Source organism: Streptosporangium sp. NPDC001559 (assembly GCF_042893955.1).
Lineage (GTDB): Bacteria > Actinomycetota > Actinomycetes > Streptosporangiales > Streptosporangiaceae > Streptosporangium.
Map to the genome: position 1 here is coordinate 78,761 of NZ_JBIAVG010000005.1, position 22,772 is coordinate 101,532.

Sequence of the window (22,772 nt, forward strand, 5' to 3'; positions counted from 1 at the left end):
CGCCTGACCTTATCGAACGGCCGGGCAGTTGGGCTGGTGGTACGGCTCGCCGGGAATGTATCGCCGCCACTCCTCGCGGGTGAGCGGCTGAACCGCGATGTCACACGCTGCTCGCAGAAGACCGTGAAGATCGTATGGCAATCCAACGTTCCAGAGCCGCACCGTCTGGTCGGCTCCGGTGCTGGCCAGGCGCGTGCCGTCCGGACCGAACGCCACCGACGATATGGGGCCGCTGTGCCCGATGAGGGGCGCTCCGATCTGTTCGCCGGTGAATGTGTCCCAGAGCCGCACCGTTTCGTCCATTCCGGTACTGGCCAGGCGAGTACCGTCCGGACTGAACGCCACCGAGCCCACCGCACTGGTGTGTCCGGTGAGGGGCGCGCCGATCTGTTCGCCGGTGGCCGGATCCCACAATCGCACCGTCTGGTCGGCTCCGGCGGTGGCCAGGCGAGTACCGTCCGGACTGAACGCCACCGAGTACACCCGGCCGATGTGTCCGGTGAGGGGCGCGCCCACCTGCTTCCCGGTGGTCGGATCCCATAACCGCACCATCCGGTCGTATCCGGCGGTGGCCAGGCGCGTGCCGTCCGGGCTGAACGTCACCGAGCTCACCGCGTCGGTGTGTCCGGTGAGCGGCGCGCCGACCTGTTTACCGGTGGCCGGATCCCACAATCGCACCGTTTCGTCCATGCCGGCGCTGGCCAGGCGCGTACCGTCCCGGCTGAACGCCACCGAGAGCACCACACTGGTGTGTCCGGTGAGGGGCGCGCCGATCTGCTCGCCGGTGACCGGATCCCAGAGCCGCACCGTTTCGTCTACGCCGGCGCTGGCCAGGCGAGTACCGTTCCAGCTGAACGCCACCGAGTACACCTCGTCGGTGTGTCCGGTGAGGGGCGGGCGGGCCTGTTTACCGGTGGCCGGATTCCACAGCTGCACCGTCCGGTCGGCTCCGGTGCTGGCCAGGCGAGTGCCGTCTGGACTGAACGCCACGGAAGGCAACGCGTTGGTGTGTCTGGTGAGGGGCGCGCCGACCTGTTTACCGGTGGTCGGATCCCATAACCGCACCATCCGGTCATCTCCGGTGCTGGCCAGGCGCGTGCCGTCTGGACTGAACGCCACCGAGTACACCCGGCCGGTGTGTCCGGCGAGGGGCGCACCAACCTGCTTACCGATGACCGGATCCCACAGCCGCACCATCTGATCGGCTCCGGTACCGGCCAGGCGAGTACCGTCCCGGCTGAACGCCACCGAGTACACCACATTGGTGTGTTTGAGGGGTGCGCCGATCTGCTCACCGGTAACCGTGTCCCAGAGCCGCACCGTCTGGTCGGTTCCGGCGGTCGCCAGGCGCGTGCCGTCTGGGCTGAACGTCACCGAGTTCACCGTGTCGGTGTGTCCGGTGAGGGGTGGGCGGGCCTGTTTGCCGGTGGCCGGATCCCACAATCGCACCGTACCGTCCATTCCGGCGCTGGCCAGGAGGGTGCCGTCTGGGCTGAATGTCACCGAGTTCACCGCGTCGGTGTGTCCGGTGAGGGGTGCGCCGATCTGTTTGCCGGTGGCCGGATCCCAGAGCCGCACCGTCTGGTCGGTTCCGGCGGTCGCCAGGCGCGTGCCGTCTGGGCTGAACGTCACCGAGTTCACCGCGTCGGTGTGTCCGGTGAGGGGTGGGCGGGCCTGTTTACCGGTGGCCGGATCCCACAATCGCACCGTACCGTCCACGCTGGCGCTGGCCAGGAGGGTGCCGTCCCGGCTGAATGCCACCGAGTTCACCGCGTCGGTGTATCCGGTGAGGGGCGCGCCGATCTGTTTGCCGGTGGCCGGATCCCACAATCGCACCGTACCGTCCATTCCGGCGCTGGCCAGGAGGGTGCCGTCCGGGCTGAACGCCACCGACCTCACCACATCGGTGTGTCCGGCCAGGACAGCACGTGCGGGTCTGTTGAGGAGCGCGGCCAGGCTCACCCGTGCCTCACCGGTATCGGCGATGGCCTGCGCCGCGATGGCGAGTCGCGCCGATGTCGCCGGGTCGTCGGACAGGGCTTGGCTGTAGGCGGCCACCTCTCGGGACAAGGCCTGGGTGCTGCGCTCCAGGGCGAAGACGCGTTGACGGTCGGCCTCGGCGCGTTGCAGGTTGGCGTCTTGGCCGAAGCGCACCGCGGCCACCGCGGTGATGATCGCGACTATCAGCAGCCCGGCCAGCGCCATCAGCATGACCTGTCGGCGACGCTGGGTCCGGGTGGCGGCGTGGGCGCCGGCGTGAAGGAATTCATCGCCTAGATCGGGCAGGTCGAAGGCGGCATAGCGGCCCGGGTCGGCTCGCCAGCGGACGACGGCCTCATCGGCGACCTGCAGGCGGACCCCGCGATACAGGAACGAGGTGTCCCGGTCGTGCTGGTCCCAGTCGGTGGCGTCTTGCAGGATCTCGGTGTGCAGGACGCGGTCGGCGTGCTCGTCGGCCAGCCAGGCGCGTAATCGCGGCCAGGAGTCCAGTAGCACGTCGTGGGCGATCTGCACCCGATCGACATCAACGACGACGAGCCGCTGCCGGGCGAAGGCCTCCAGCACCTCCTCGACCGCGGCACGCTCGGTCACGGGACGGCCGGTGTGCAGGGCGGTGCGTTCGACGGTGCGGCGGGCCAGGGTGCCGTCGCCGGTGACGGCGGTCAACCGTTCGAACACCCGCCGCGCTGTCTCCTGCCGGTCCGGGGCCAGGCCGGTGTAGGCGGTTTCGGCGCTGGTGGCCACCGCGTGGGTCACCCCACCGGTGCGGCCGTATCCCCGGCTGGTGAGCCGGTCGCCGTCGCGGTGTTCCCAGACGGTCAGCATGGTCTGCGACAGCAGCGGCAACGCCCCGGCTTCATACCCGCCGCCCGGGACGCGCAGCTCGCTGAGGATGGTGTCGGTCAGGCCCGGTTCGATGGTCAGAGCGGCGGCGTCGGCGGGGCCGGTGATCGCCCGCCGCAGGTCCGCCTCCTCCATCGGGCCGACGATGAACACTCCGTCCTGCAGCGCGGCGGCCAGGTGCGGGTGGGCGGCGCACCGGTCGACGAAGTCGCCGCGCACCGCGACCACCACCAGCGCCGCCGCATCACCGTCCGGCCCGCATGGGACGGTCGCGGCCGTGTGCAGCGCGGTGATGAACGCCTCCCGCTCGGCCACGGCCTGCTCGCCGGTGCCGGGGGCGAGGGTGAAGATCTCCTCGAGCTGATCGACGACCAGCACCAACCTGCCCTCGGCAGCAACCGCGGAGGGGAGGGTACGGCGACGGGCATCAACCTCAACGGCTTGACGCACCAGCGGCGGCGCCTGCCCGGGATCGTCGGACAGGACGCGCGCCACATCGGGTGCGGGCAGTCCGGCCAGCCCGGCCAGGGCGCCCGCCAAGCGGGCCAGCGGGGAGCCGGTCGGTTCGATGACCCGCACCGGCCAGTCCCGGGCCGCCGCCGTCAGCTCGCCCCGGCCGATCGCCGGAAGCAGTCCGGCCCGCAGCAGCGAGGACTTACCCGCCCCCGACGCACCGGTCACCACCACCAGGCCCGGTACGGCCAGTCGCCGTGACAGGTGGGTGACCAGTCGCGCGGTGAGCATCTCCCGGCCGTGGAACACCTCAGCGTCGGCCTCTCCGAAGGGCACCAGCCCCCGGTACGGGCTCCGGTCCGCCCACCGTACCCGGCCGTCCCCGGACACGCCGTTCGGGCGTTCGCGCTGGGACAGGTCCGACACCAGTTGCAGCAGCAGCCGGGTGTCGGTCGCCTGCCGGTACTGCAGGTCCACCACCAGACCGAGCCGCGACCCCTGCTCGTCCTGGCCGTCCCGCAACGTCCGCAACTGGCTGGTGACGTCGGTCAGGACGAAGGCGAACTCGGTGAACTCCCGGCCCAGACCGGCCAGCCCACGTGTCAGGTGCTCCTGCAGGTCACGGTCCCCGGCCTGGATCGTCGCCTCGATCGCGGCCCCGACCGCACCGACCTCTCCCAGCAGGCGCGCGAGTTCCATCCGCAGCTCCTCGGCTTGGGCGCCACCGCTCTCCAGGACCTGTTGGATGCTCCACTCCAGTTCGGCTTCCAGGTCCTGCGGCGACGGCTCACCACCGCCAGGGCCGTCGCCGTGGTTTCCACCGAGGCGGGTGACGGCGGCCTTGACGAGGTCGGTCAGCACGTTGCCGCCGACAGCGGTGGCCGCCCCGAGCACCGCCGCCCCGGCCGTGGCGTCGCCTGGGTCCAGGAACGCCCCGAACGCCCCCACCGACAGCACCGCCAGCAGCACCGGAGGCGACCAACGACGTGCCCCCGAGACGGTGGTGTGTGCCATCCTCCCCATCCGGGCCCGGATTCCGGCCCGCATCAGCTCCGACTGGGTCTCCCGCTCGTGGTGCCTCTCAGCGCTCACGCCGCCACTATCACCCGCCCAAGGCCGAAAAATCCACGCAATCACGGATCATCCGCCGATCAGACGACACGACCAACAACGCCATCGCCGACGATCGCCCCGGCCGCACCACGGTGAGCGCCGTCACCGGTGACAATCTTCTGTGTAGGACTTCGAACGGACGAGCTCACCTGGCGGCTGGCCTGCTGTGGTGGGGTGCGGAAAGGCGATCCGCGGGTCATGCTCGTCAACCGCTGTCCGCCTTGGCACCGAACCATCCGTGTTCGGCAAACCGCCCGCCAAACGCCGGTTCGGCTACTACGTCACCCCGATCCTGGCCGGAACCCGCCTGATTGCCCGGGTTTCGACTCTGCGGGAACATTTGTCCAAGACCGGCGGTCGGCCGCCCGTGCACAGTCTCCCTATGAGGGAATACGACATTGAGCACTCGCATGGGATGCACGTGGTCCATGACGGCCCGCGGCAGGCACCGCCGTTGCTGCTCATCCACGGGTCGGGGGCCTCGGGCGGTTTCTGGGGTCCGGTGGTCCCGGCACTGGCCGGTCACCATCACGTCATCCGGGTCGACCTGCCGGGTTGCGGCCAGTCCCCGCCCGCGCCGTCGTATGACGTGCCCGCGCAGGCGGGTCAGGTGGCGGCGCTGCTGGACGACCATGAGCTTCGTCATGTCGCCGTGGTCGGGCACTCCAGCGGCGGCTACGTCGCCACCGCGCTCGCCGAGCAACGTCCCGACCTCGTGGGTTCGCTTTCGTTGATCAGTAGCGGCCCGAGTCCGGATGCGCTCCTTCGGCAGCCGTTCATTCTTCGGGTGCTGCTGGCCCCGCCGTTGGGCCCGCTCATTTGGCCGAGGCGTTCGGACGCGATGATCCGCAAGGGGATCAGCGCGATGGCCGTTCGCCCGGTGGACCTCCCGGACGACGTGGTCGCCGACGTACGGGGCATCACTTACCGCGTGATGAGGACGGTGCTGCGCCAGAACACCGCCTACATCGCCGAACGGAGCGTGCCCGAGCGTCTGGCCGCCCTCGGGATCTCCGTACAGGTGATCTTCGGTGCTGCGGACCCCCGCTGGGAACCGTCCTCGGCGCACCGGTACGACGCGGTGCCGGACGTACGGGTCGAGCTGCTGCCCGGCGTCGGGCATCTCCCCATGATGGAAGCGCCCGAGACGACCAGCGAACTGCTGCTGTGCTTCACGGCAACGGCCGCCGACAACCTGTGACCCCTGATGGATAGGCCGCGGTATGGCGGAGCGCGGGCGATGTCGCTGAGGTGCCCGCGCGCTCGTCGACCCGCTCGAACATGCGGAGCCCGGGAGAGGTCGATCGCGTCCGCGGCCCTGAGCCTGGTCGGCGGCACCTCGTTGGTCAGTCGTGGGAGCGACGACGGACGATCGCATCGCTGATCTGCTGTGCCGCGTACAGCTCGGGTGCCACCCACTGCAGGGTCGCGTCGCCTGGGTTTCCGGGTTCGGCGATCACCTGCGGCAACGGATCCTCATCCTTGCCCGGCACCCAGGTCGCAGGGTCAGGCCGCTCAGGCAGGCGCTGGAATCGACCGGCCGGCTTCTCATCGCTCGTCATGATCAGTTAACGCCGTCCCCCTTCGCGGGGTTCCACGCCTTCGGACGCACGGCCTTGGACCTCACCGTGAGAGCCGGTCCGACCTCTCGGCGCCGTACGGACACAACGAGACCGAGGGACGGCCGGGCATCGAGAGCCCCGATTCGGCCGGAGACTTTCAGGGCGGTGAAGAACGCGACGTCTACCTGAAGGCGATGGGCGCGTCGAGTTGCGAACCCTTCAGGGTGATGAGGAACGGCCTTCTACGAAATGGCGCTCGACGCCGTCGCCGGTTGCGAACCCTTCAGGGTAATGAGAGATCTGAGGGTGAATTCCCAGGTCAGGTGGGTTGCGCAGGGGTGGGTGGGCTGTTTCTGCGGCAGTCCGGCGGTAATGCAGAAGTGCAGGTCAGAGTGTTGATCATCTTTGGGTACGGCCCCGGGCTGTGGGGCTCTGTCCATGATGACGGGTTCGCCGGTCAGTAGTCGAACGTTCCGAGTTTTATGTCGCCTATGAAGGCGTTCCATTCGGAGGCGCTGAGGGGTTCTTGCTGTCGCGGACGGCCACCAGGCCGGGGAGGCCGGTGGCGACCTCTACGCATTGCCCGTTGGCTCCGCTGAGGCTGCTCTTGTGGAACTCGGCGCTGGACAGGTCGGGGGACATGGGGTTCCTCGCCTTCGGACAGGCGGTCTTGGTCCTCACTGTGAGAGCCGGTCGCCGCCCATGCAACCTCTCGATGCCGTACGGGCGCAACGAGGCCGAAAGGTGGGGCATCGAAGGCGTCGATTCGGTTGGGGAATGTTGTGAACGAGAAACTGCCAAGACCTGTGGATTCGCGATCCCCTGCGACGTCCGCCTCCCCGCATAAGGGCCGGATGGAGGGCAGGTGCTTGCGAGGAATGTTCGGCAGAGGGCCTTGGAACGATCAGCACCTGGCGGCGGACATGCCGACTCGTCAGGACGGTTCGTGGGCCAGTCGTTTGAGTGCAACGACCTGACTGCCTGCGAAACCGGCGACATCTGCCGCGACCGTTGCAAGAGTGAGCAGGACAAGCACACTCGCCGCCGTCGCAGACGCGACGGCGAGCACGCATGCCGCAAGTAGGTTCGCCAGAAGTACCAGGCGAAGGCTCCCCATCGAAGGACGGAGACTGAGCCGCCACACGACACCGGACCACAGCACGACGGCCACACCGATGCCGCCGACGACAAGTGCCGGCAGCCTCACCGCAGGCGCGGTCAGGGGCGCGGTCGAAGCGATCACCACCCCGACGAGCAGGCAGTAGAGCGCATCAGCGCGGAGACTCAACCGACCAAGCCGACTCCCAGACATACGCAGAGGCTAACGCCCGCCCGTCATGGACGTACAGCCCAAGATCTTTGCCTGCGAGCATCTCGTCCAGGCGCAGGTGACCGTCCCCCGTTCGTTGGCGTGGCCCTTGCCCGGATCACATTAGGGCGGGGCCGGAGGGGTTTTGCTGTCGCGGACGGCGACCAGGCCGGGGAGGTTGGTGGAGACCTCAACGCGGTTGTCGTGGGTGCCGCTGAGGCTGCTCTTGCGGAACTCGGCGTTGGACAGGTCAGGGGAGATGGCTGCTCCCCGCCTTCTCGGGGAACCTGATTCCCGCCGTACGAACAAGACCCCGGCGCTGTGAATGGTGCCAGGGTCCTTGGGAGTGAAAGTGGTCAGGCGCCGAAGGCGCCGATTGGTGTCCCCGGTTCCCCGGGCCGACCGGGCTCCTACCCACCAACGGACCGGTGGTGACGGACGTGCTCTTGGCGCTCATCGCGGAGGCGGCTGCTCGGACACTGCAAAAATCGCGGACTGTGGATGATCCGCACTTTTGTGAAGAGAACGAGCCGACCGTCGCAGCGGTGGAGCGATGGCGGCGTGATCGATCCGGTGCTCTGGCTGCTGACGGGATCGCCCTTACCGTGAGGGGTCCGTTCGACGCCCCCGGCATGGATCCCGTCTACGTCCTTCAGCTGGAGCGGGCTTCGATCGAGTGTGTGATCGCGGTCTTCCGGGGCGGCACGTTGGACGTGACACGCGTTGATCGGGATGACCAGTCGATAGAGCATGAAGGCGTCCAAGTCACCTCTGCCGCCGAACTGGCGGAGGCGCTGGATCGGATCGTCTGGAAACAGCGGCGAGGTGGTTCTGAAGGTCATGGTTTTCGGCGCTCGCACCCTGGCGTTTGATCACCTCGGGGTTCGCGGCCTGGGCGATCCCCCGAAACCGTGGAGTCCATGATCTTCATCTATGCGAGTCGGGTGACCATTGAGGACAGGTAGCCCTGCGTCGTGTTGACATCCAAGGCTTTCGTCTGGACCCGGTCTCACCCGAGCGTAGAACTCACGACACCGTTGTCCACAGGCGAACAGGTGAATGTGGGCGTACGGCAAGGCCGCAGGAGCCCAAGAAGCCCTTGGACGGGAGGCACTACCTCGCGCTGGTGCGGCAGGGGCTGGGCAACCGGTAAACGCGCCTGATCGTGGGGGTGTCTCAGGTCTGCGGTATTTCGTCGATCGCTGTGCCGTAGATCACCTGGTATCGGTCCACGGGGATCACGATGTCGGCGGTTTCGACGGGTTGTTCGTCGGCCCAGTAGGTGCGCTCGATGGTGAGGACGATCGAGCCCGGCGCCATCTGCAGGCGGGTCGCTTCGGCGGTCAGTACCATCCGGGCGGATATGGCCTCGGCGGAGTGGGTGATGCGTATGCCGATCGCCATCATGCGTTCGACGACGCCGCGTCCGGCGTAGGGGCCGTCCTCGGGAAGGACGATGGGTGTTCCCTTGGTCAGGGCGAAGGGTTCCCAGCTTGTGGAGAGCATCACCGGTTCGTCGTCGGCGGTGAAGACGTAGTCGGTTCTGATCGCGTCCGGCCCGGTGTCGCTCTCGGTGAGCAACAGTCTTTGCCGTACGGCGGGTGGTGCGGTCTCGGTGTGGCTGCTGTACTGCCAGCCGCCGTTCACTCCTTGGGCTTTCATCTCGGCGGCGAAGGGGCTGCCGCCGCGCAGAGAGCGATGCCAGGAGCGGACGAGTCTTCGGGGAGTTGGGCGTTCCCGCACGAACGTCCCCGCTCCTGGACGTGCGACGGCGTGCCCCTCGACGACCAGCGTCCGGATGACCTTCCGCGCGACACCATCGGAAACCCCGAACTGTCGGGCGATTTCCGTCTGTGAGGGGAGGGCGGCTCCGGGGGCCAGTTCGCCATTGACGATCTGCTGACGGAGCTGATCTGCGATAGCGAGGTACAGGGCGCCTGACTGATCCACGATTCCAGCTTGACAGCAGGCTATCTTGCTCAGCAAGCTGGGTACCGTGAAGTGAAGCAGGGTATCTAGGAGGGTCGGTGTATGAAGCCACGATTCCCGCCCGGCCAGAGATGGTGGAAACCATCCAAGCTTGGGCGCGCAACCTTGCTCTAGCCGCTCATCTCGACCTCGCTGATGCGGTTCAACAGGTGGCCGCAGCTCTTACCGAGGATGCGGTTCGGCGGAATCAGCCCACGGCGACCGTGACCGTGCAGATGACGCTTTGGGAGACCGGACTGCGCCTTGAAGTGCGGGACCCCGGAGAGAACGACCGGGTCGAAAGTGAAGGTGTCGCAGTCGTATCCCGACTCGCACGCGCATTCGGCACAAGCAAGAATTCGCCTTGCCTCAGGCACGCCTCCAGTGGAAGCCGATCGCTCGTTCGGCGGCTGAGTAAAAAATTCATGTTCTGTTTCCCCTGCTCAAGCGCGGCGCCTCCTCGGGGCCAGCGGTGTGGCGAGAATCGGTGTGGCTTTGAGCGTTCAAGGACGCGAAGCCAAACCCTTACTCATTGACGCTCCGGCTGCTGGTTCCCCCATATCTCGACCCGCTTGATCCGAGGTGGTTTCGGGCGTGCGCGAATGCAATAAAGGTTGAATTTTGGATCACCTCGCCTGTTGTGCTTCGAATTTTAGGTCATCCTTGTTTAGGATTTAAATTCCATGACCAAATTACAAATAGTGAAGCTGTTGTCACGTGAGAGGTTGTTCTTGTTCGGATAATTTCAATTTGCTTTACTTGGGTGTTCTTGGCGTGTGAGGATCGCTTCGTCCTGTGACGATCTATCGGAAAGGTTGGAGTGAAACCTAAACACTCAAGGTCTGGCGTGTTAGTCCGCGTCTATCGCCGTATGTCTTTGACGGCGGCTCTCGGGCTGTCCGCATCACTGCTGACGGTGCCCGCCGCCGCTGCCCCCACTCCTCCGTCAGCCTCCGCCATTCCCGCCTCGAGACCAGTAGCCGTCTCTGATCCCGTGGAGAATGCCAAAAAGCAGGCAAAACAACAGAACAAACAAGTCGAGATCGAAGCGCTGTACACAGAGAACACGACCACGGTCGCCAACCCTGATGGCAAGACAATGGGCACCTATGTCTACGCCGCCCCCGTTCGCGTCAAAAAAGACGGCGCGTGGAAGGCAGTCGACACCACACTGATCGAAGAGGGCGGGGTCGTCAGGCCCAAGGTCTCCACATTGGACGTGACGCTGTCCGCAGGGGGCGACACCGTTCTGGCCAAGGCGAGGACAGCCAAGGGCGAGACGACCCTTGGCGTCCCGAACGCGCTGCCCAAGCCGGAACTGTCCGGCGGTTCGGCCACCTACCAGTCGGTTTATGGCCAGGACGTCGACCTGGTCGTCACCGTCACGTCCACCGGAGTGCGCCAGGAGATCGTGATCCGTCGGCGCCCCACCGGAAAACTCGACCTCCGCCTTCCGGTGAAACTGCCCAAGGACGTCGCCTACGGCAAGGACTCCTCCGGTAGGGCGACCCTGCCAGCGGTCGACGGCGACGGAAAGGAAGGCAGGGCCGCCCCACTGACTCCGGCGTTGCTGCTGGATGCCACGGCTGCGGACCAGGCCGGACCTCTGGGCGACGGACAGGTGAGCACGGTTCCAACAGCTGTGAAACAGACCGCCAAAGGGCCGGAACTGGCCTTCGCCCCGGATATGGCCTTCCTGAACGACCCGAAGGTGACCTACCCGGTCAGGCTGCTGCTGGACTCCACCGATTGGTACGGCCCCGGCATGCCATCGGACACTTTCGTCAACAACGACACCTGGCACCAGGGCGGTCCTCACCAGTTCATGGACACACTGGTGGCTGGCAACGGCGGCGGTGCGATCTGGCGCAGCTACATCCGCTTCAACCTCACCGACGCGCCTTTCATGGGCAGGAAGATCCTCAACGCCGATGTTCGGCCGTGGGGTTACCGCGCTCATGCCTGCGGGGCCGAAGTTGGAAACATCGCCGTGCGGCGCATCACCTCTGACTGGTCGATGAACACTCTGGACTGGAGCTACCAGCCCTCGACCACCAGCGCCGGCCAGGGCCTCAAGGGCAGCGGGGTGGGTCGCAACGACGCCAACCAGCCCTGCCCGGGACTGCCCTCTCAGGAGATCTATTACTCGATCGAAGGCATCGTCCAGGACTGGGCCAACGGCCAGCCCAACTACGGCCTGCAGGTCCGCGCCGAAAACGAGAATGTCTTCAACTACCGCGAGTACCTTTCAGCCGAATGGGTCGGAACCAGCGGCCGAGGCCCTGTCATCTTCGTCAAGTACGAAAACCCCGAGTACCTGAACGTCATCCGTGACTACCCCGCTGGTCAGCAGATACCTTCAACGTCCTATGCCGAGGACAAGGCGTGGGTGGATGCCGGAAACGTTTACGACGACACTCCTCCTGGAAACGTCATCTCCCCTGAACAGGCGATTGAGAACGCCATCGCCAACAGAAGTTCCGCTCGAGCCCGGCTGTTGGATGCCTATATTCCCGAAGGACTCTCCGACGCAGAGATCGAGGAAGGTGCCGAACCGAATCTTGGTTCGCCCCCGGACACGCTTCCTCCACCCAACCCGTTGCCCACCCCGTTGCAGCCGACCCGAGTCCTGAACGCGAACCCGTTCTTCGAGACGGAGAGCAGCCCATGGACGGTGACGAGTGGTGCACTGGAACAGTCGCCGGATCGGGCACACGAGACAGGCGGAATGTCATCGGCGAAGATCACGCCTGAGAATGGAGGGACGGAGGTTGTGCTTCGGTCCGAAGCCGACATCGCCGTACACCCCAGCTACCTGCATGCGGTCAGCGGATGGTTTTATCCCGCAGGCGCAGAAACCACGATCCAGTACGGCATCGACTGGTTCGATTCGGCGGGATCTCTCATCAGCTCAAGCACGTCAAGCCACTCCCTGCCAGCCGACACGTGGACTCCAGTCAGCGAGCAGGACTTTCCGCCAGGAAACGCTGCGAAGGCACAGGTCAAACTGACGGTTTCAGCCAACCAGTCGACCCCGGTCCTCTATGCCGACGAGTTGAAACTTCTCGGTCCCGACACGACGTCGACCAATCCGCCAGAGGAGAAGACGGTTTCGTTGCCGGTGCAGACGGATACCTGGATCGACGACCAGGGATCCTCTGCCTCAGAGGGAAGCGTTCTGTGGACCGGTGTGTACAGCAACGGAGCTGTGAAGGACGTTGAGCGTACGTATCTGAAGTTCGACACTTCCTCTCTGGCGGGCAAGACGATCGTCGATGCCAGGCTGGAGTTGTGGAACGCCTACTCCTACGGTTGTGGTGACAGCGGTTCGGGGATCAAAGCGCAGCGGGTCACTGGTGCATGGGATGCCGCCACGTTGAGCTGGGGCAACCAGCCTTCGACTACGACCAGCGGTGAAGTGGTCGCCAGGGATCCCGGTGGATGCACGGACAATCCGCCGCGCGAGGTCGCCTGGAAGTGGCCGGTAACCGGCGTGGTGCGGGACTGGGCGTCAGGTCAGGCCAACCATGGTCTGCTGTTGCGCAGCGTTGACGAGTCGGCTTCCGCTCCGGTGTACGACCGTAGCTACTACGCCTCCGAAAGCGAGGAGGACCCCAACACCCGTCTGCCAGTGCTGAAGGTGACCTATACGGACGGTTCGGGCTCCACTCCGTCACCCACCGCGAGCCCTACCCCGACGGATCAACCCACTCAGCAGACTGCCTCGTTGCCGGTGCAGACGGATACCTGGATCGACGACCAGGGATCCTCTGCCTCAGAGGGAAGCGTTCTGTGGACCGGTGTGTACAGCAACGGAGCTGTGAAGGACGTTGAGCGTACGTATCTGAAGTTCGACACTTCCTCTCTGGCGGGCAAGACGATCGTCGATGCCAGGCTGGAGTTGTGGAACGCCTACTCCTACGGTTGTGGTGACAGCGGTTCGGGGATCAAAGCGCAGCGGGTCACTGGTGCATGGGATGCCGCCACGTTGAGCTGGGGCAACCAGCCTTCGACTACGACCAGCGGTGAAGTGGTCGCCAGGGATCCCGGTGGATGCACGGACAATCCGCCGCGCGAGGTCGCCTGGAAGTGGCCGGTAACCGGCGTGGTGCGGGACTGGGCGTCAGGTCAGGCCAACCATGGTCTGCTGTTGCGCAGCGTTGACGAGTCGGCTTCCGCTCCGGTGTACGACCGTAGCTACTACGCCTCCGAAAGCGAGGAGGACCCCAACACCCGTCTGCCAGTGCTGAAGGTGACGTACACCAGCGGTGCTGCCTCCACCACATCGTCGGCGTCCGGCCCGGACACGACAGTTTCAACCCCGTCGTCTGGAATCTCGAAAGGGACGGGCGGACGGGCGAAGTCGCCGTCGGCTACACCTACACTCGCCTCGGTACCGACCGTTGGTAAATCGTGGGTGCGGCCGTTCACCCTACAGGACGGCCATGCTTTTACATCAACGACAACGCCATACTTCATGGTGGGCGTCCTGGATTCCAGGCGCCGTCGTTCGGCGGTGAGCGTTGAGGTAGCTCATGATCCGAAGGCGTCGTCGCAAGGCAGGGGGGTGATCTGGTCCGGGGTCGCCGAGAACGTCTCCTCCGGCTCCACCGCACTCCTCCGAATCCCGGGGAAGAGACTGGCCGACGGGTGGAAGGTGCGTTGGCGCGCTCGCGCGACTGCCGACGGTGTTTCCGGCACATGGTCGAACTGGCAGAATCTCACCGTCGCTCAGGAGAAAAATCCGCAGGCCAATCACTCGACCGGCACTTCGGGGCTCGCCGCCTCTCCGAAGTCCGCTGCTTATCTAAAGAGCATATTACCGGTCGAGGGGGCACATGCTCCTCAGGCAACTTACAACGAATGCAGATCGGCTCCCGACATCGGGTCCAATAAGGGGTACGTCAAGAATCGTTTCTCCTATTGTATAGAGCTGGCGTGGTATGGTCGTCAGTATGTCGGAACCAGTAAGATTGGTGAGGCTACCGGGCGCTACCTTTATCGAATATCAACGAATGTGGATAGTCGTGAGTTTGAGGTGTCCCGGAAGATATCAGTGGATACTCGAACCGGAAGTCTGAGCAATGCATCAGTCGAATTCTCCTATGTCGTCAAGGATTCGAGTGCTCCCGGCAACCCGGGTACCTGCGAACGTAAGAACCTCGTCGGGATGACCGGGGAGCACACACTCGACGAATGGGTGGCGAACACCCAGGAGTGGCACACGACGGAGACCTTCAGGTCCACTGGAACCAGTGGCCCCGACGAGATGGGCGGGTGCACGATTGAGGCTACTGGGGCCATGCGCTTCCCCTACATCGTGGCCAGCGTTAAGAAAAGTGCGCAGAGCGATCGTCCCCATACTATTCGCTGCGACAGAGCCAAATCGCTTAACACGTGGCACAACGGTGTGGGCAAGGGAGGGTGCGTCATCCTGGAGGGAATACCCGCGATCGTCATGCACAGGAACGATGTGAGCGCAAGGGGAGTGACGTTCCCTGAGGTATACGACCACATCAAGCGAGCTCTGACTAACGGTGGGAATGGGACCGATCCGAAACCTGGAGGGCGCGCCTTCCCCAGAATCACCTCTCTCAAAGAAATTCCTGGATTTGGGTGGGGGGCCATAGGTGACGGGAAGAATTCTTTCCTCACGAGAGAGCCATACTCCACGAGGAGAAACGCGAACCGGGCGGCAGCTACATCGACGTGTGACTTGGAGTTCGGGAGGAGGAGGCCTGAAGGGAAGGGCTGTGACGAATTTCCTTTCGCGTCGACTCGACAGGGTGCGGCATATGCGAATCCTCCGCACAACTACTCCGTAGCCTTGGTCGATGGGGATGAGAACGAGGAACACGGAGACGTTCTCAACGCGTGGTACCAGAACAATCGGATATTGTTGACGGACATCTTCTGGGTGGACGTCCAGTAAGGATGATCAAGTGTCTCGTCCAGGCGCGCTGTCATCCGGCGCGTCTGGACGAGATCTTTTTCGTGATGGGATATTTCCTTCTCGATGGTAGTCCCATCGTAGTTCGCACCTAGTTATGGAAGGCGTTGATGTGTGAATGGCGAACATGGTGACGGCCTGTACCGACACAGTGCAGGTCTCGAACAGAACATTCCTTGTCATCGACGAAGAGGTCCTGTTAGGCGAGGCCGCGGCTGATGCGGTGGCCCCTTGGGACCATGTCGCGGTAGAGGGCTGGTTCGCTCCGGCCGGTAATGGCGCCCGGGTTACCGTCGACACCAGGGACCAGGTGGTGGATGTGCGGTTCGAGCTCTGGGACGGGCCGTCGCCCCCCTCGGAGACATGGACCAAGGAGTGGAGGGGAGAGCTTTCGCTCTATTCAGGAAAGGTGTGTTTGACAGATTGGAGGGAGAACTTCCCGCCCCTGGTGGTCTTCGATCTGGGGCGCCGCCAGGCCAGGTGGGGGGTTCATGCCTGCATGCGGCAGTTGAGAGAGCCGACGAAAAGCGATCCCCAGATCACCTCCTATGATTTGGAGTTCTACCTCGTTCGGTTCTGGCCTGAAGGTTGATCTTCCTTTGTCGTGATCAGCGCCTCGTCGCCGGGACAGGCTGCGGCGAACTGCCCAGCGTGCGGCGTACCGTCCTCACGCGTTCACGGCCGTTATCGGCGGCTGCTACAGGATTTGCCTGCAGGCGGGTGGGCCGTGCTGACCGCACTGACCATCCGCCAGCTTCGGTGCGGCGTCGGCAGATGGTGGGGCGGGTGGCGTCGAACCCGTCGGTGATCTGCTGGACGGTGTAACGGCGTTTGCCGTCCTCGCCATCTCGTCGTCCATCTGGCGCGCAGGCTTCACCTGGCGAGGCCTGGTCGGAGCCTCTGGCCGCTTCCAGGCATCCGGAAACACCCTGTCAGTGCGCGAACTCTTCGCGCAGGAACGTCAGGGCTTGTTCGCAATGTGCGACGACGGTGCTGCGCCGGCCGGACTGGATCCAGGCGACAAGCGCCACACGGATCGTTCCGGTGACGGCGTGGGTGATGACACGCGCGCGGAGCTCGGCCTCGGGAGTCCGGGGCACTCCGGCCAGCAGGGCTTCGACAACGTGCTCCTGGTCGCGCCACACCAACTGGTGGATGCGAGCTTGGAGTGCCGGTGTGGCGTTGAACAGGTGATACGCGCCGCGTGCGCGTTCGGGGCGGCGGGCGGCCAGCGCGGTGATCATCGACCGCGCCACGAGGTCCACGTCCGTTTCGTGAGGGCGGCGCTCGGCGAGGGCTGCCCTCATCGCGGTCTCCACCTCAGGGTCGACCACGAGAACGTCTTCCTTGGCGGGAAAGTAGCGGTAGAAGGTCCGCGGCGACACGTCGGCCGCCGCCGCGATCTCCTCCACCGGTACGGCGTCGTACCCCTTCTCCTCGAACAGCTGCAGGGCCGCGTCGATGATCGCGTTTTGAGTACGCCGTTTTCGGCGCTCGCGCAGGTTGGACTCGGCATCACGGGCTGTCACGGTCGAGACCGTAGCACGATTTGGCAGACCTGCCAAATGGCAGACCTGCCAAATGGCAGGGTTGCCATAATGGCATGTCTGCCATTAGCTTCTGCGTACGGCGATTGCCTGCACACGACCAAGCGGGAGGAAGACGGCTATGAGCCTCGAAGACGTCATGAATCACTACTGGGAGGCGTACAACGGCCACGATGTGGATGCCGTTCTCGCGCTCATGACGGACGACGTGATCATCCAGTTCCCCACCACCCGGAGCCGATCCAGGGCAAGGAGAACATCCGGCCGGTGTGGTCGATGCTCTTCGGCAAAGTCACCCCTGACATCCACGAGGAGGTGGTCAGGACCGTGGTCGAGGGCGAAACGGTCGCATGCGAGTTCGTCGAGACCGGCACCCTCACCGTCCCGCCGGGGTTGGCCGACGACTCTGTCACCGGCCCAACACGTGGTCGGCCGTACAGGATGGACATCGCCGCGTTCTTCTCCTTCAACCGTGAAGGCCTGATCACGCGGGTGCGCTCATATTGGGACACCGGGGCATTCGCCGAGCAGATCGGCATCGACGTCGCCGTTATTCGCTCCATGCAGTCTCGCGCCCGAACGCTTGCGTGAGAGCCGGAGGTCAGGTCTCCGGCGAACGCTCGGCGAAGCCGCCCCCGTTTCCCGGCGCCAGGCTTGTGACCAGGTCAAACTCGTACACCGCTGCCGTGGGTGCAACTCGCCTCATCAGATGGTGGGCGGCGGGTACGAAGATCAGGACTATTGGCAGGCTCGGGCTGCCAGGGTTGCGTCCATCCGCCAGGGCAGCCCGAGCATCACTGCTTCCTACGGGTCAACGGCGTAGCCCTGCGGTGTCGAAGGCGACCATGGAGTCGATGACGACACCGTCCTTCAGGAGCATGCGGTCGATGCCCTCCCAGAAGATGGCCTTGCCGCCGGCCGTGGCGGTGGCCTGCCAGCTGATGAAGCACAGGTCACCGTCGGTCGCGTGGTGGGTCACCGACAGCCGCACGTCCGGGAAGCGCTCGACGATCGAGGCCACCTGGGCCTTCCAGGCGTCCAGTCCGTTGAGCGGTTCGGGCCTCCCCGGGTAACGCAGCACGATGTCGGGCGCCGACAGGGTGTGCACCTGTTCGGGGTCGGGTGCTGCCCAGAAGGTCGCCCAGCGGTTAACGAAGTCAGACATGACAGCTCCTTGATCTACATACTTGTAGTACGTACTTGAAGTACGTACTTGAGGTCGGTAAATTAGCGCCCGCAGGTTCGAGGGTCAAGTGGGGGGCGCATGGGCAGCCGCAAACAGGTCGACCGGTCGCGTACGACGACGGCGACGCTGGTGACGGCGGCAGGGGAGCTGTTCGGCAACGATGGCTATGCGAACGTCTCGATCGACGAGGTGGCCGCCGCAGCGGGGGTCTCCAAAGGCGCTGTTTACCACCACTTCGACGGCAAACCGAGCCTGTTCGCTGCCGTGTTCACCCATGCGCAGCGCCAACTTGCCGAGCGGTTGCACGCCGAGGCGGACGGCGCGTCAACCGGTTGGGAGGCGGTACGGCTGGGCTCACACGCGTTCCTGCGTGCCTGTCTGGTGCCGGCCGTTCGGCAGGTCATCGTCCTCGACGCGCCGACTGTTCTAGGCCGCGACGAGGTCAGACGAATCGAGGAAGAACACGTGGCGCATCTGCTGGTGGCCGGACTTCGCCGGGCGGAGCAGGAGGGCAGCGTTCGCCCCGGGAACTCCGAACTGCGCAGCCACCTCATTCTCGGCGTGCTGTGCGAGGCGGCCCTCGCCCTTGCCCGTTCCCTTGATCCGGAGCAGGACCTCGCCCGCGTCAGCGCGGAGGTCGACACGCTGCTTGAGGCCTACCGCACCTGAGCGCGGGCCACGGATCAATCGCTGATGGGAGACCGCGAGTTGGCTGCCTGAGGCGCCAACGACGCGCGGGACGATCCAGGGCTTTCGACAAGGTGAGATTCCTGGTGAGTCATCGACCGCCGGAGGCGCAGGCGCCGTACCCCACCGGCCGGACGCTCGCAGACGGCATCAGCTTCTGCCTCACCCGGGACGCCGCCTTCACGCTGGACCAGCTCACCACCCCGGACCGGTCTGAGAGTGCGTTACGTGAGTCTTTCAGCGGCCACCAGGGCAACTACGAGCTGCGTGAGATCGTCAACGCGATCCGCTATTAAGGCGTGTGTCGAAAGCGTCGGTCATAGCCACCCGTTGCTCTGAGGCAGGGGTAAACCGCTATTTCAGCGGTGGATGTGGCGAGTACGGTGTGGCTGTGGGCCGGTGATCGCGTGCAGCGGCTTACGGAGACAGACGCGTGGACCCGAAGGAGCGAATAGTGCCAGGCGCTGAACTGCGAGGGGTGACTTTGGACTGTGCCGACCCGCAGACGCTGGCGGGCTTCTACGGTGCACTGACCGGGATGCGCGAGCTCTTCAGTACGGGCGAGTTCGTCGCTCTGACGAACGGCTCCGGCTGTGATCTGGGATTCCAGCGGGTTGACGGATACCGGGCTCCGCAGTGGCCGGGTCAGGACGTGCCACAACAGTTCCACCTGGATTTCCGCGCTGACGACCTCGATGCGATGGAAGAGCTGGCGCTGGAACTCGGCGCGGCCAAACCGGACCATCAGCCCGGCGACGGACGCTGGCGGGTACTCCTGGATCCGGCTGGCCACCCCTTCTGCCTGACGTCTCCCTGACATCACTGGCGTGACAGGTATCCCCCGTCGGGCGCCGTACCGCTCGGGCCGGGTCGAGCGGTGCATCAGCTGCTGGCCGCCTCGGAGCGGGCATGGCGTCGAATGCGCTGGTCACAGCCACTCATTGATGGCCGCTACCAGGACAGTTGCCTCGTAGCGGACCGCGAGTTTGTCGTACCTCGTGGCCATGGCGCGGTGTCTCTTGAGGCGATCGATGCCGCGCTCGACTGCGTTCCGACTGGTGAGCGCTCTGCCCGGCCCCAGGCGACGCACGCGGATCTTCTTCAGTACGGGTTCAAACTGCGGAGAGTCGCCACGCTGCCCGGCCGTGATCACGATCGACATTGGTTTCTCGCCCTGCTCGACGGCCAGGTGCAGCTTGGTGGTCAGGCCGCCACGCGAGCGTCGGAGCCCGTGGTCGTCCGGCTCGGTGGCGACGCCACCGGGCGGTTCGACCTGCAGGCCCCCCTTTTCCGCGCCCCGGCGGCGTGCTGGTGATCGCCGCCAACCGGCACGTCAGCGTGCGAGGCGCCGAGAGCACGGCCGCCGAGGTCGCTGCCCTTCTGGCCACGTCGTGAGATGACCGATTCGTGCAAGAGAAGCCCGAGGCCGACGGCGTATCGTCGCTCGCATGAACGACCTTCTGCACCGGGCGAGCGGCTACCTGCTGCTCCACGCGAGGCTTCTCGACAGGCTCAGGTTCGAGGCGCTGTTCGGCGGCGGCTCCCGGGCCCGTGTGCTCGACGCGCTGCGCGGCTACCAGAACGCCGACGGCGGCTTCGGCCACGCGCTGGAGCCCGACCTGCGCGGCTCCGGCAGCCAGCCGCAGCCCGTCGAGATCGCGTTCTGGCTGCTGGACGAGCTCGACGCGTTCGCCGACCCGATGACGGCCGCCGCCTGTGACTACCTGACCGGCATCAGCACGCCCGAAGGCGGCGTGCCCTTCATGCTGCCCACCGACGCGCCGCGCGCCCCCTGGTGGCAGACCGACGCCGACCCGCCCGCCAACCTCAACCCCACCGCACCCCTCGCAGGCCTGCTCCACAAGCACGGAGTCACCCACCCGTGGCTCGGGCCCGCCACTGACTTCTGCTGGTCACGAATCGCCGGCCTCGACAAGATGCAGCAGTACGAGGCCCGCGCCGTGCTCACCTTCCTGGAGCACGTACCCGACAGGGAGCGGGCCCTGGCCGAGTTCACCCGCCTCAAGCCCGCCTTCCTGGCGGCCGTCTCCCTCGAACCCGACCAGCCGGGCCACGTCCACTACCCGCTCGACTTCGCCCCCGAGCCGCTGCGGCTGCCTCTGTTCGACACCGCCGTGCTGGAGCTCCACCTGGACGTGGCAGTGCGCGACCAGGCCGACGACGGCGGCTGGGCTCCCAACTGGGAGATGTGGACCCCTCTCGTCCAGCACGAATGGGGCGGCTACCTCACCGTGGGCACGCTCAAGACCCTGCGCGCGTACGGACGCCTCTAGCGAACCGGTTCCGTCGTAGGCCCCGGTACTCCAGTGACGTTTTGAGATCATGGTTGGGGTCTACGCCGGTAGTGGCATCGGCGAGCGATGACCTGATGGCGGCGACGCCACTGTGACCAGCGCAGAACCTCCGCGATCCCGCAGGGCCGGACAAAGGCGAAAGCGCCTGGATGATCGCTTGGCCCTGCAGGGCATCCTGTTCGTGCCGCACACCGGCATCGCCTGGGAGTACCCGCCCCAGGAACTCGGGTACGGCTCGGGCATGACGTGCTGGCGGCGGCACCAGTCGGGTGACGTCGTCGCGGTTGCCGCCGGTCAGGATCACCGCCAAAGGGATGCCGGTGGAGGTGGTGCTTGCTGCCGGATCGTCGACCCATCCGCTGGGTGGTCCGCGACGACATGCACGAGGCCTTCATGACGCTGGTCGCATCGATCATCTGCCGGCGGTGCCTCGTCCGCTGATCATCCTGGTAGGAGTCACAACGAAGCACTACCGGGAGGAGTGCTTGTCGATGAGCACCGAGCGGGTCGCGTGCAATGCTCCCAGGAGCCGCAGCCGGTCCGCGTCGGCGCTGCCCGGTTCGGCGGTGAAGACCATCATGACCGGTCCGGGGTTGCCGGGCAGCGGATAGGTGTCTCAGTCCAGGACGATGTCGCTGGCCTCGGGGACCCGGAAGGCCTTGGTGCCGCTGACCGACGCGCGTACGTCATGCCGGGCCCACAGCCGCCGGAACTCGGCGCTGCGGATGCTCAGCTCACCGACGATCGCGGTGGCGCGCGGATGGGTGGGGTCGGTGGCGACGGCGGCGCGCATCATGCCGATGTAGTCCAGAGCCTGCCGCTCCCAGTCCGGGCAGCTCCGCTCGCCGGTCAGCGTGTCGTCGAACATCAGCAGGAGCATGTTGAGCCGGTGGCGCGGGTGGGCGTCCGGGTCGCCGAACAGCGCCTGCGCCATCGGGTTCCAGTCGAGCAGGTCGAGGTGCCGTCCGAGCGCGTCCAGGACATCGTCGGACGGGCGCACCTCACGGCCCTGCTCCATCCGCTGGTAGTAGTTCGGTGCTCAGCCCGGCCAACAAGGCCCTGTGGTCATAGGAAGCCCGGCGGAGCGGTCGCACCAGGAGTCTCATCCTTCGATCGAGACGCGCCCCCGGGAAGGCGAGGTGCCCCCCGCGTGCCGTTTTGCCCATATTATTTATCGTGGGTTGTGATATCCGAAATGTTCCATCTCCGCGCTTTATGGCCCCACGCCTCTGTATAATTTATGCGCCGAAATATAATCTATGCGCCGAAATTGAGGAGTGGAATACTTGCGCCCATCTGGTCCAACCCGGCCAGGATCAAAACGAGGACAAAGGCGAGGCTGACCGCGCCCTTCAGTGCCCTGATGACTCGTCTTGAGCGGAGAAGGAGATCTCCATGTCGGGTTCAGGAAAAGCGAAACCAGTCGTGTGGCGCTGGACGGCGATATTCGGGGCCTTGATAGGCATGATCATGGTCAGCGCTCCGCTCCCGGCCACCGCCTCCGCGCAAGCGGACGGCCTTCCGGCGCTGACCTTTAACGCGGGGCCACGACCGGCCGCTGTCAACGTGACCGACACCGGTTCCCGAATCAGCCAGGCCGGTACCGACGCCGCCCTGGCCGTTCCCAACCGGAACGGGAAGTCCGACCTCGCCGCGTCCTGGAACAGCGGCGACACGCTGTCCACCGCGGTTTACCTCTCGGACGGTTCGCGGTTCCCGGGGTGGACTCAGTGGAGTAACCGTGATGGTGGCTGGATTGACGCGCCCAGCCAGAAGTGGGTCGCCGGGGACTTCAACGGTGACCGGAGGACTGATATCGCGGCCATCTGGAATGACGG

General features: G+C 65.4%; 21 protein-coding genes and 1 pseudogene. 13 read left to right on the forward strand and 9 right to left on the reverse strand.

Annotation, left to right across the window (positions count from 1 at the left end; translation table 11 throughout):
* Window positions 1–9: 9 nt before the first annotated feature.
* Complete coding sequence (locus ACFYY8_RS13070; protein WP_390040245.1) at window positions 10–4,389, reverse strand: hypothetical protein; 4,380 nt, start codon at window positions 4,387–4,389, stop codon at window positions 10–12.
* Between the two features lie 259 nt (window positions 4,390–4,648).
* On the opposite strand from ACFYY8_RS13070, the gene ACFYY8_RS13075 reads away from it, so the two are divergent.
* Window positions 4,649–5,611: an alpha/beta fold hydrolase gene (locus tag ACFYY8_RS13075; RefSeq protein ID WP_390040247.1), complete on the forward strand. Its 963-nt coding sequence runs from the start codon at window positions 4,649–4,651 to the stop codon at window positions 5,609–5,611.
* A 145-nt stretch (window positions 5,612–5,756) separates the two neighbouring features.
* On the opposite strand, the gene ACFYY8_RS13080 is transcribed toward ACFYY8_RS13075, so the two are convergent.
* The 4 genes from ACFYY8_RS13080 to ACFYY8_RS13095 form a co-directional block, all read right to left on the reverse strand.
* Window positions 5,757–5,972: a hypothetical protein gene (locus ACFYY8_RS13080; RefSeq protein WP_390040249.1), complete on the reverse strand. Its 216-nt coding sequence runs from the start codon at window positions 5,970–5,972 to the stop codon at window positions 5,757–5,759.
* Window positions 5,973–6,461: 489 nt separating this feature from the next.
* Window positions 6,462–6,971: a DUF397 domain-containing protein gene (locus tag ACFYY8_RS13085; RefSeq protein WP_390040251.1), complete on the reverse strand. Its 510-nt coding sequence runs from the start codon at window positions 6,969–6,971 to the stop codon at window positions 6,462–6,464.
* Complete coding sequence (locus ACFYY8_RS13090; protein WP_390040981.1) at window positions 6,907–7,260, reverse strand: hypothetical protein; 354 nt, start codon at window positions 7,258–7,260, stop codon at window positions 6,907–6,909. The genes ACFYY8_RS13085 and ACFYY8_RS13090 overlap by 65 nt, the downstream gene beginning before the upstream one ends.
* Before the next feature lie 144 nt (window positions 7,261–7,404).
* Window positions 7,405–7,590, reverse strand: coding sequence for a DUF397 domain-containing protein (locus tag ACFYY8_RS13095; RefSeq protein ID WP_390040253.1), 186 nt, complete (start codon window positions 7,588–7,590; stop codon window positions 7,405–7,407).
* Window positions 7,591–7,712: 122 nt separating this feature from the next.
* Between ACFYY8_RS13095 and ACFYY8_RS13100 the strand changes: the two genes are divergently transcribed.
* Window positions 7,713–8,153, forward strand: coding sequence for a hypothetical protein (locus ACFYY8_RS13100; protein ID WP_390040255.1), 441 nt, complete (start codon window positions 7,713–7,715; stop codon window positions 8,151–8,153).
* A 304-nt stretch (window positions 8,154–8,457) separates the two neighbouring features.
* On the opposite strand, the gene ACFYY8_RS13105 is transcribed toward ACFYY8_RS13100, so the two are convergent.
* Window positions 8,458–9,231 carry a GntR family transcriptional regulator gene (locus ACFYY8_RS13105; RefSeq protein WP_390040257.1) on the reverse strand — a complete coding sequence of 258 codons (774 nt, stop codon included), beginning with the start codon at window positions 9,229–9,231 and terminating at the stop codon, window positions 8,458–8,460.
* 1,012 nt (window positions 9,232–10,243) lie between these two features.
* Here ACFYY8_RS13105 and ACFYY8_RS13110 point away from each other — a divergent pair.
* The 3 genes from ACFYY8_RS13110 to ACFYY8_RS13120 all read left to right on the forward strand — a co-directional run bounded on the left by ACFYY8_RS13110 (window position 10,244) and on the right by ACFYY8_RS13120 (window position 16,007).
* The gene (locus ACFYY8_RS13110; protein WP_390040259.1) at window positions 10,244–15,181 is read left to right on the forward strand and encodes a DNRLRE domain-containing protein; all 4,938 of its coding nucleotides are present in this window, start codon (window positions 10,244–10,246) and stop codon (window positions 15,179–15,181) included.
* Window positions 15,182–15,317: 136 nt separating this feature from the next.
* Window positions 15,318–15,791, forward strand: coding sequence for a hypothetical protein (locus ACFYY8_RS13115; protein ID WP_390040261.1), 474 nt, complete (start codon window positions 15,318–15,320; stop codon window positions 15,789–15,791).
* Window positions 15,792–15,803: 12 nt separating this feature from the next.
* Window positions 15,804–16,007: a transposase family protein gene (locus ACFYY8_RS13120; RefSeq protein WP_390040263.1), complete on the forward strand. Its 204-nt coding sequence runs from the start codon at window positions 15,804–15,806 to the stop codon at window positions 16,005–16,007.
* Window positions 16,008–16,131: 124 nt separating this feature from the next.
* Here the strand turns inward: ACFYY8_RS13120 and ACFYY8_RS13125 are convergent, their stop codons facing one another.
* A complete protein-coding gene (locus tag ACFYY8_RS13125; protein ID WP_390040265.1) occupies window positions 16,132–16,728 on the reverse strand; it encodes a TetR family transcriptional regulator in 597 nt (198 codons plus the stop codon).
* Between the two features lie 69 nt (window positions 16,729–16,797).
* Here ACFYY8_RS13125 and ACFYY8_RS13130 point away from each other — a divergent pair, with 69 nt between their 5' ends.
* Complete coding sequence (locus ACFYY8_RS13130; protein WP_390040974.1) at window positions 16,798–17,337, forward strand: nuclear transport factor 2 family protein; 540 nt, start codon at window positions 16,798–16,800, stop codon at window positions 17,335–17,337.
* A 220-nt stretch (window positions 17,338–17,557) separates the two neighbouring features.
* On the opposite strand, the gene ACFYY8_RS13135 is transcribed toward ACFYY8_RS13130, so the two are convergent.
* Window positions 17,558–17,911: a nuclear transport factor 2 family protein gene (locus ACFYY8_RS13135; protein WP_390040267.1), complete on the reverse strand. Its 354-nt coding sequence runs from the start codon at window positions 17,909–17,911 to the stop codon at window positions 17,558–17,560.
* A 99-nt stretch (window positions 17,912–18,010) separates the two neighbouring features.
* Here ACFYY8_RS13135 and ACFYY8_RS13140 point away from each other — a divergent pair, with 99 nt between their 5' ends.
* The 6 genes and pseudogenes from ACFYY8_RS13140 to ACFYY8_RS13165 form a co-directional block, all read left to right on the forward strand.
* Complete coding sequence (locus tag ACFYY8_RS13140; RefSeq protein ID WP_390040269.1) at window positions 18,011–18,601, forward strand: TetR/AcrR family transcriptional regulator; 591 nt, start codon at window positions 18,011–18,013, stop codon at window positions 18,599–18,601.
* A gap of 104 nt (window positions 18,602–18,705) precedes the next feature.
* Window positions 18,706–18,915: a hypothetical protein gene (locus ACFYY8_RS13145; protein WP_390040271.1), complete on the forward strand. Its 210-nt coding sequence runs from the start codon at window positions 18,706–18,708 to the stop codon at window positions 18,913–18,915.
* A gap of 137 nt (window positions 18,916–19,052) precedes the next feature.
* On the forward strand, window positions 19,053–19,436 hold the full coding sequence (locus tag ACFYY8_RS13150) for a VOC family protein (RefSeq protein WP_390040273.1): 384 nt from the start codon (window positions 19,053–19,055) through the stop codon (window positions 19,434–19,436).
* 60 nt (window positions 19,437–19,496) lie between these two features.
* Window positions 19,497–19,934 carry a hypothetical protein gene (locus ACFYY8_RS13155; RefSeq protein WP_390040275.1) on the forward strand — a complete coding sequence of 146 codons (438 nt, stop codon included), beginning with the start codon at window positions 19,497–19,499 and terminating at the stop codon, window positions 19,932–19,934.
* A gap of 133 nt (window positions 19,935–20,067) precedes the next feature.
* A complete protein-coding gene (locus tag ACFYY8_RS13160; RefSeq protein WP_390040277.1) occupies window positions 20,068–20,913 on the forward strand; it encodes a hypothetical protein in 846 nt (281 codons plus the stop codon).
* 112 nt (window positions 20,914–21,025) lie between these two features.
* Window positions 21,026–21,193, forward strand: a pseudogene (locus ACFYY8_RS13165) (transposase); the annotation flags it as partial.
* A gap of 357 nt (window positions 21,194–21,550) precedes the next feature.
* On the opposite strand, the gene ACFYY8_RS13170 reads toward ACFYY8_RS13165, so the two are convergent.
* Window positions 21,551–21,952, reverse strand: coding sequence for a hypothetical protein (locus ACFYY8_RS13170; RefSeq protein ID WP_390040279.1), 402 nt, complete (start codon window positions 21,950–21,952; stop codon window positions 21,551–21,553).
* Between the two features lie 377 nt (window positions 21,953–22,329).
* On the opposite strand from ACFYY8_RS13170, the gene ACFYY8_RS13175 reads away from it, so the two are divergent.
* On the forward strand, window positions 22,330–22,772 hold a 443-nt coding region (locus ACFYY8_RS13175), incomplete at its 3' end, for a hypothetical protein (RefSeq protein ID WP_390040281.1).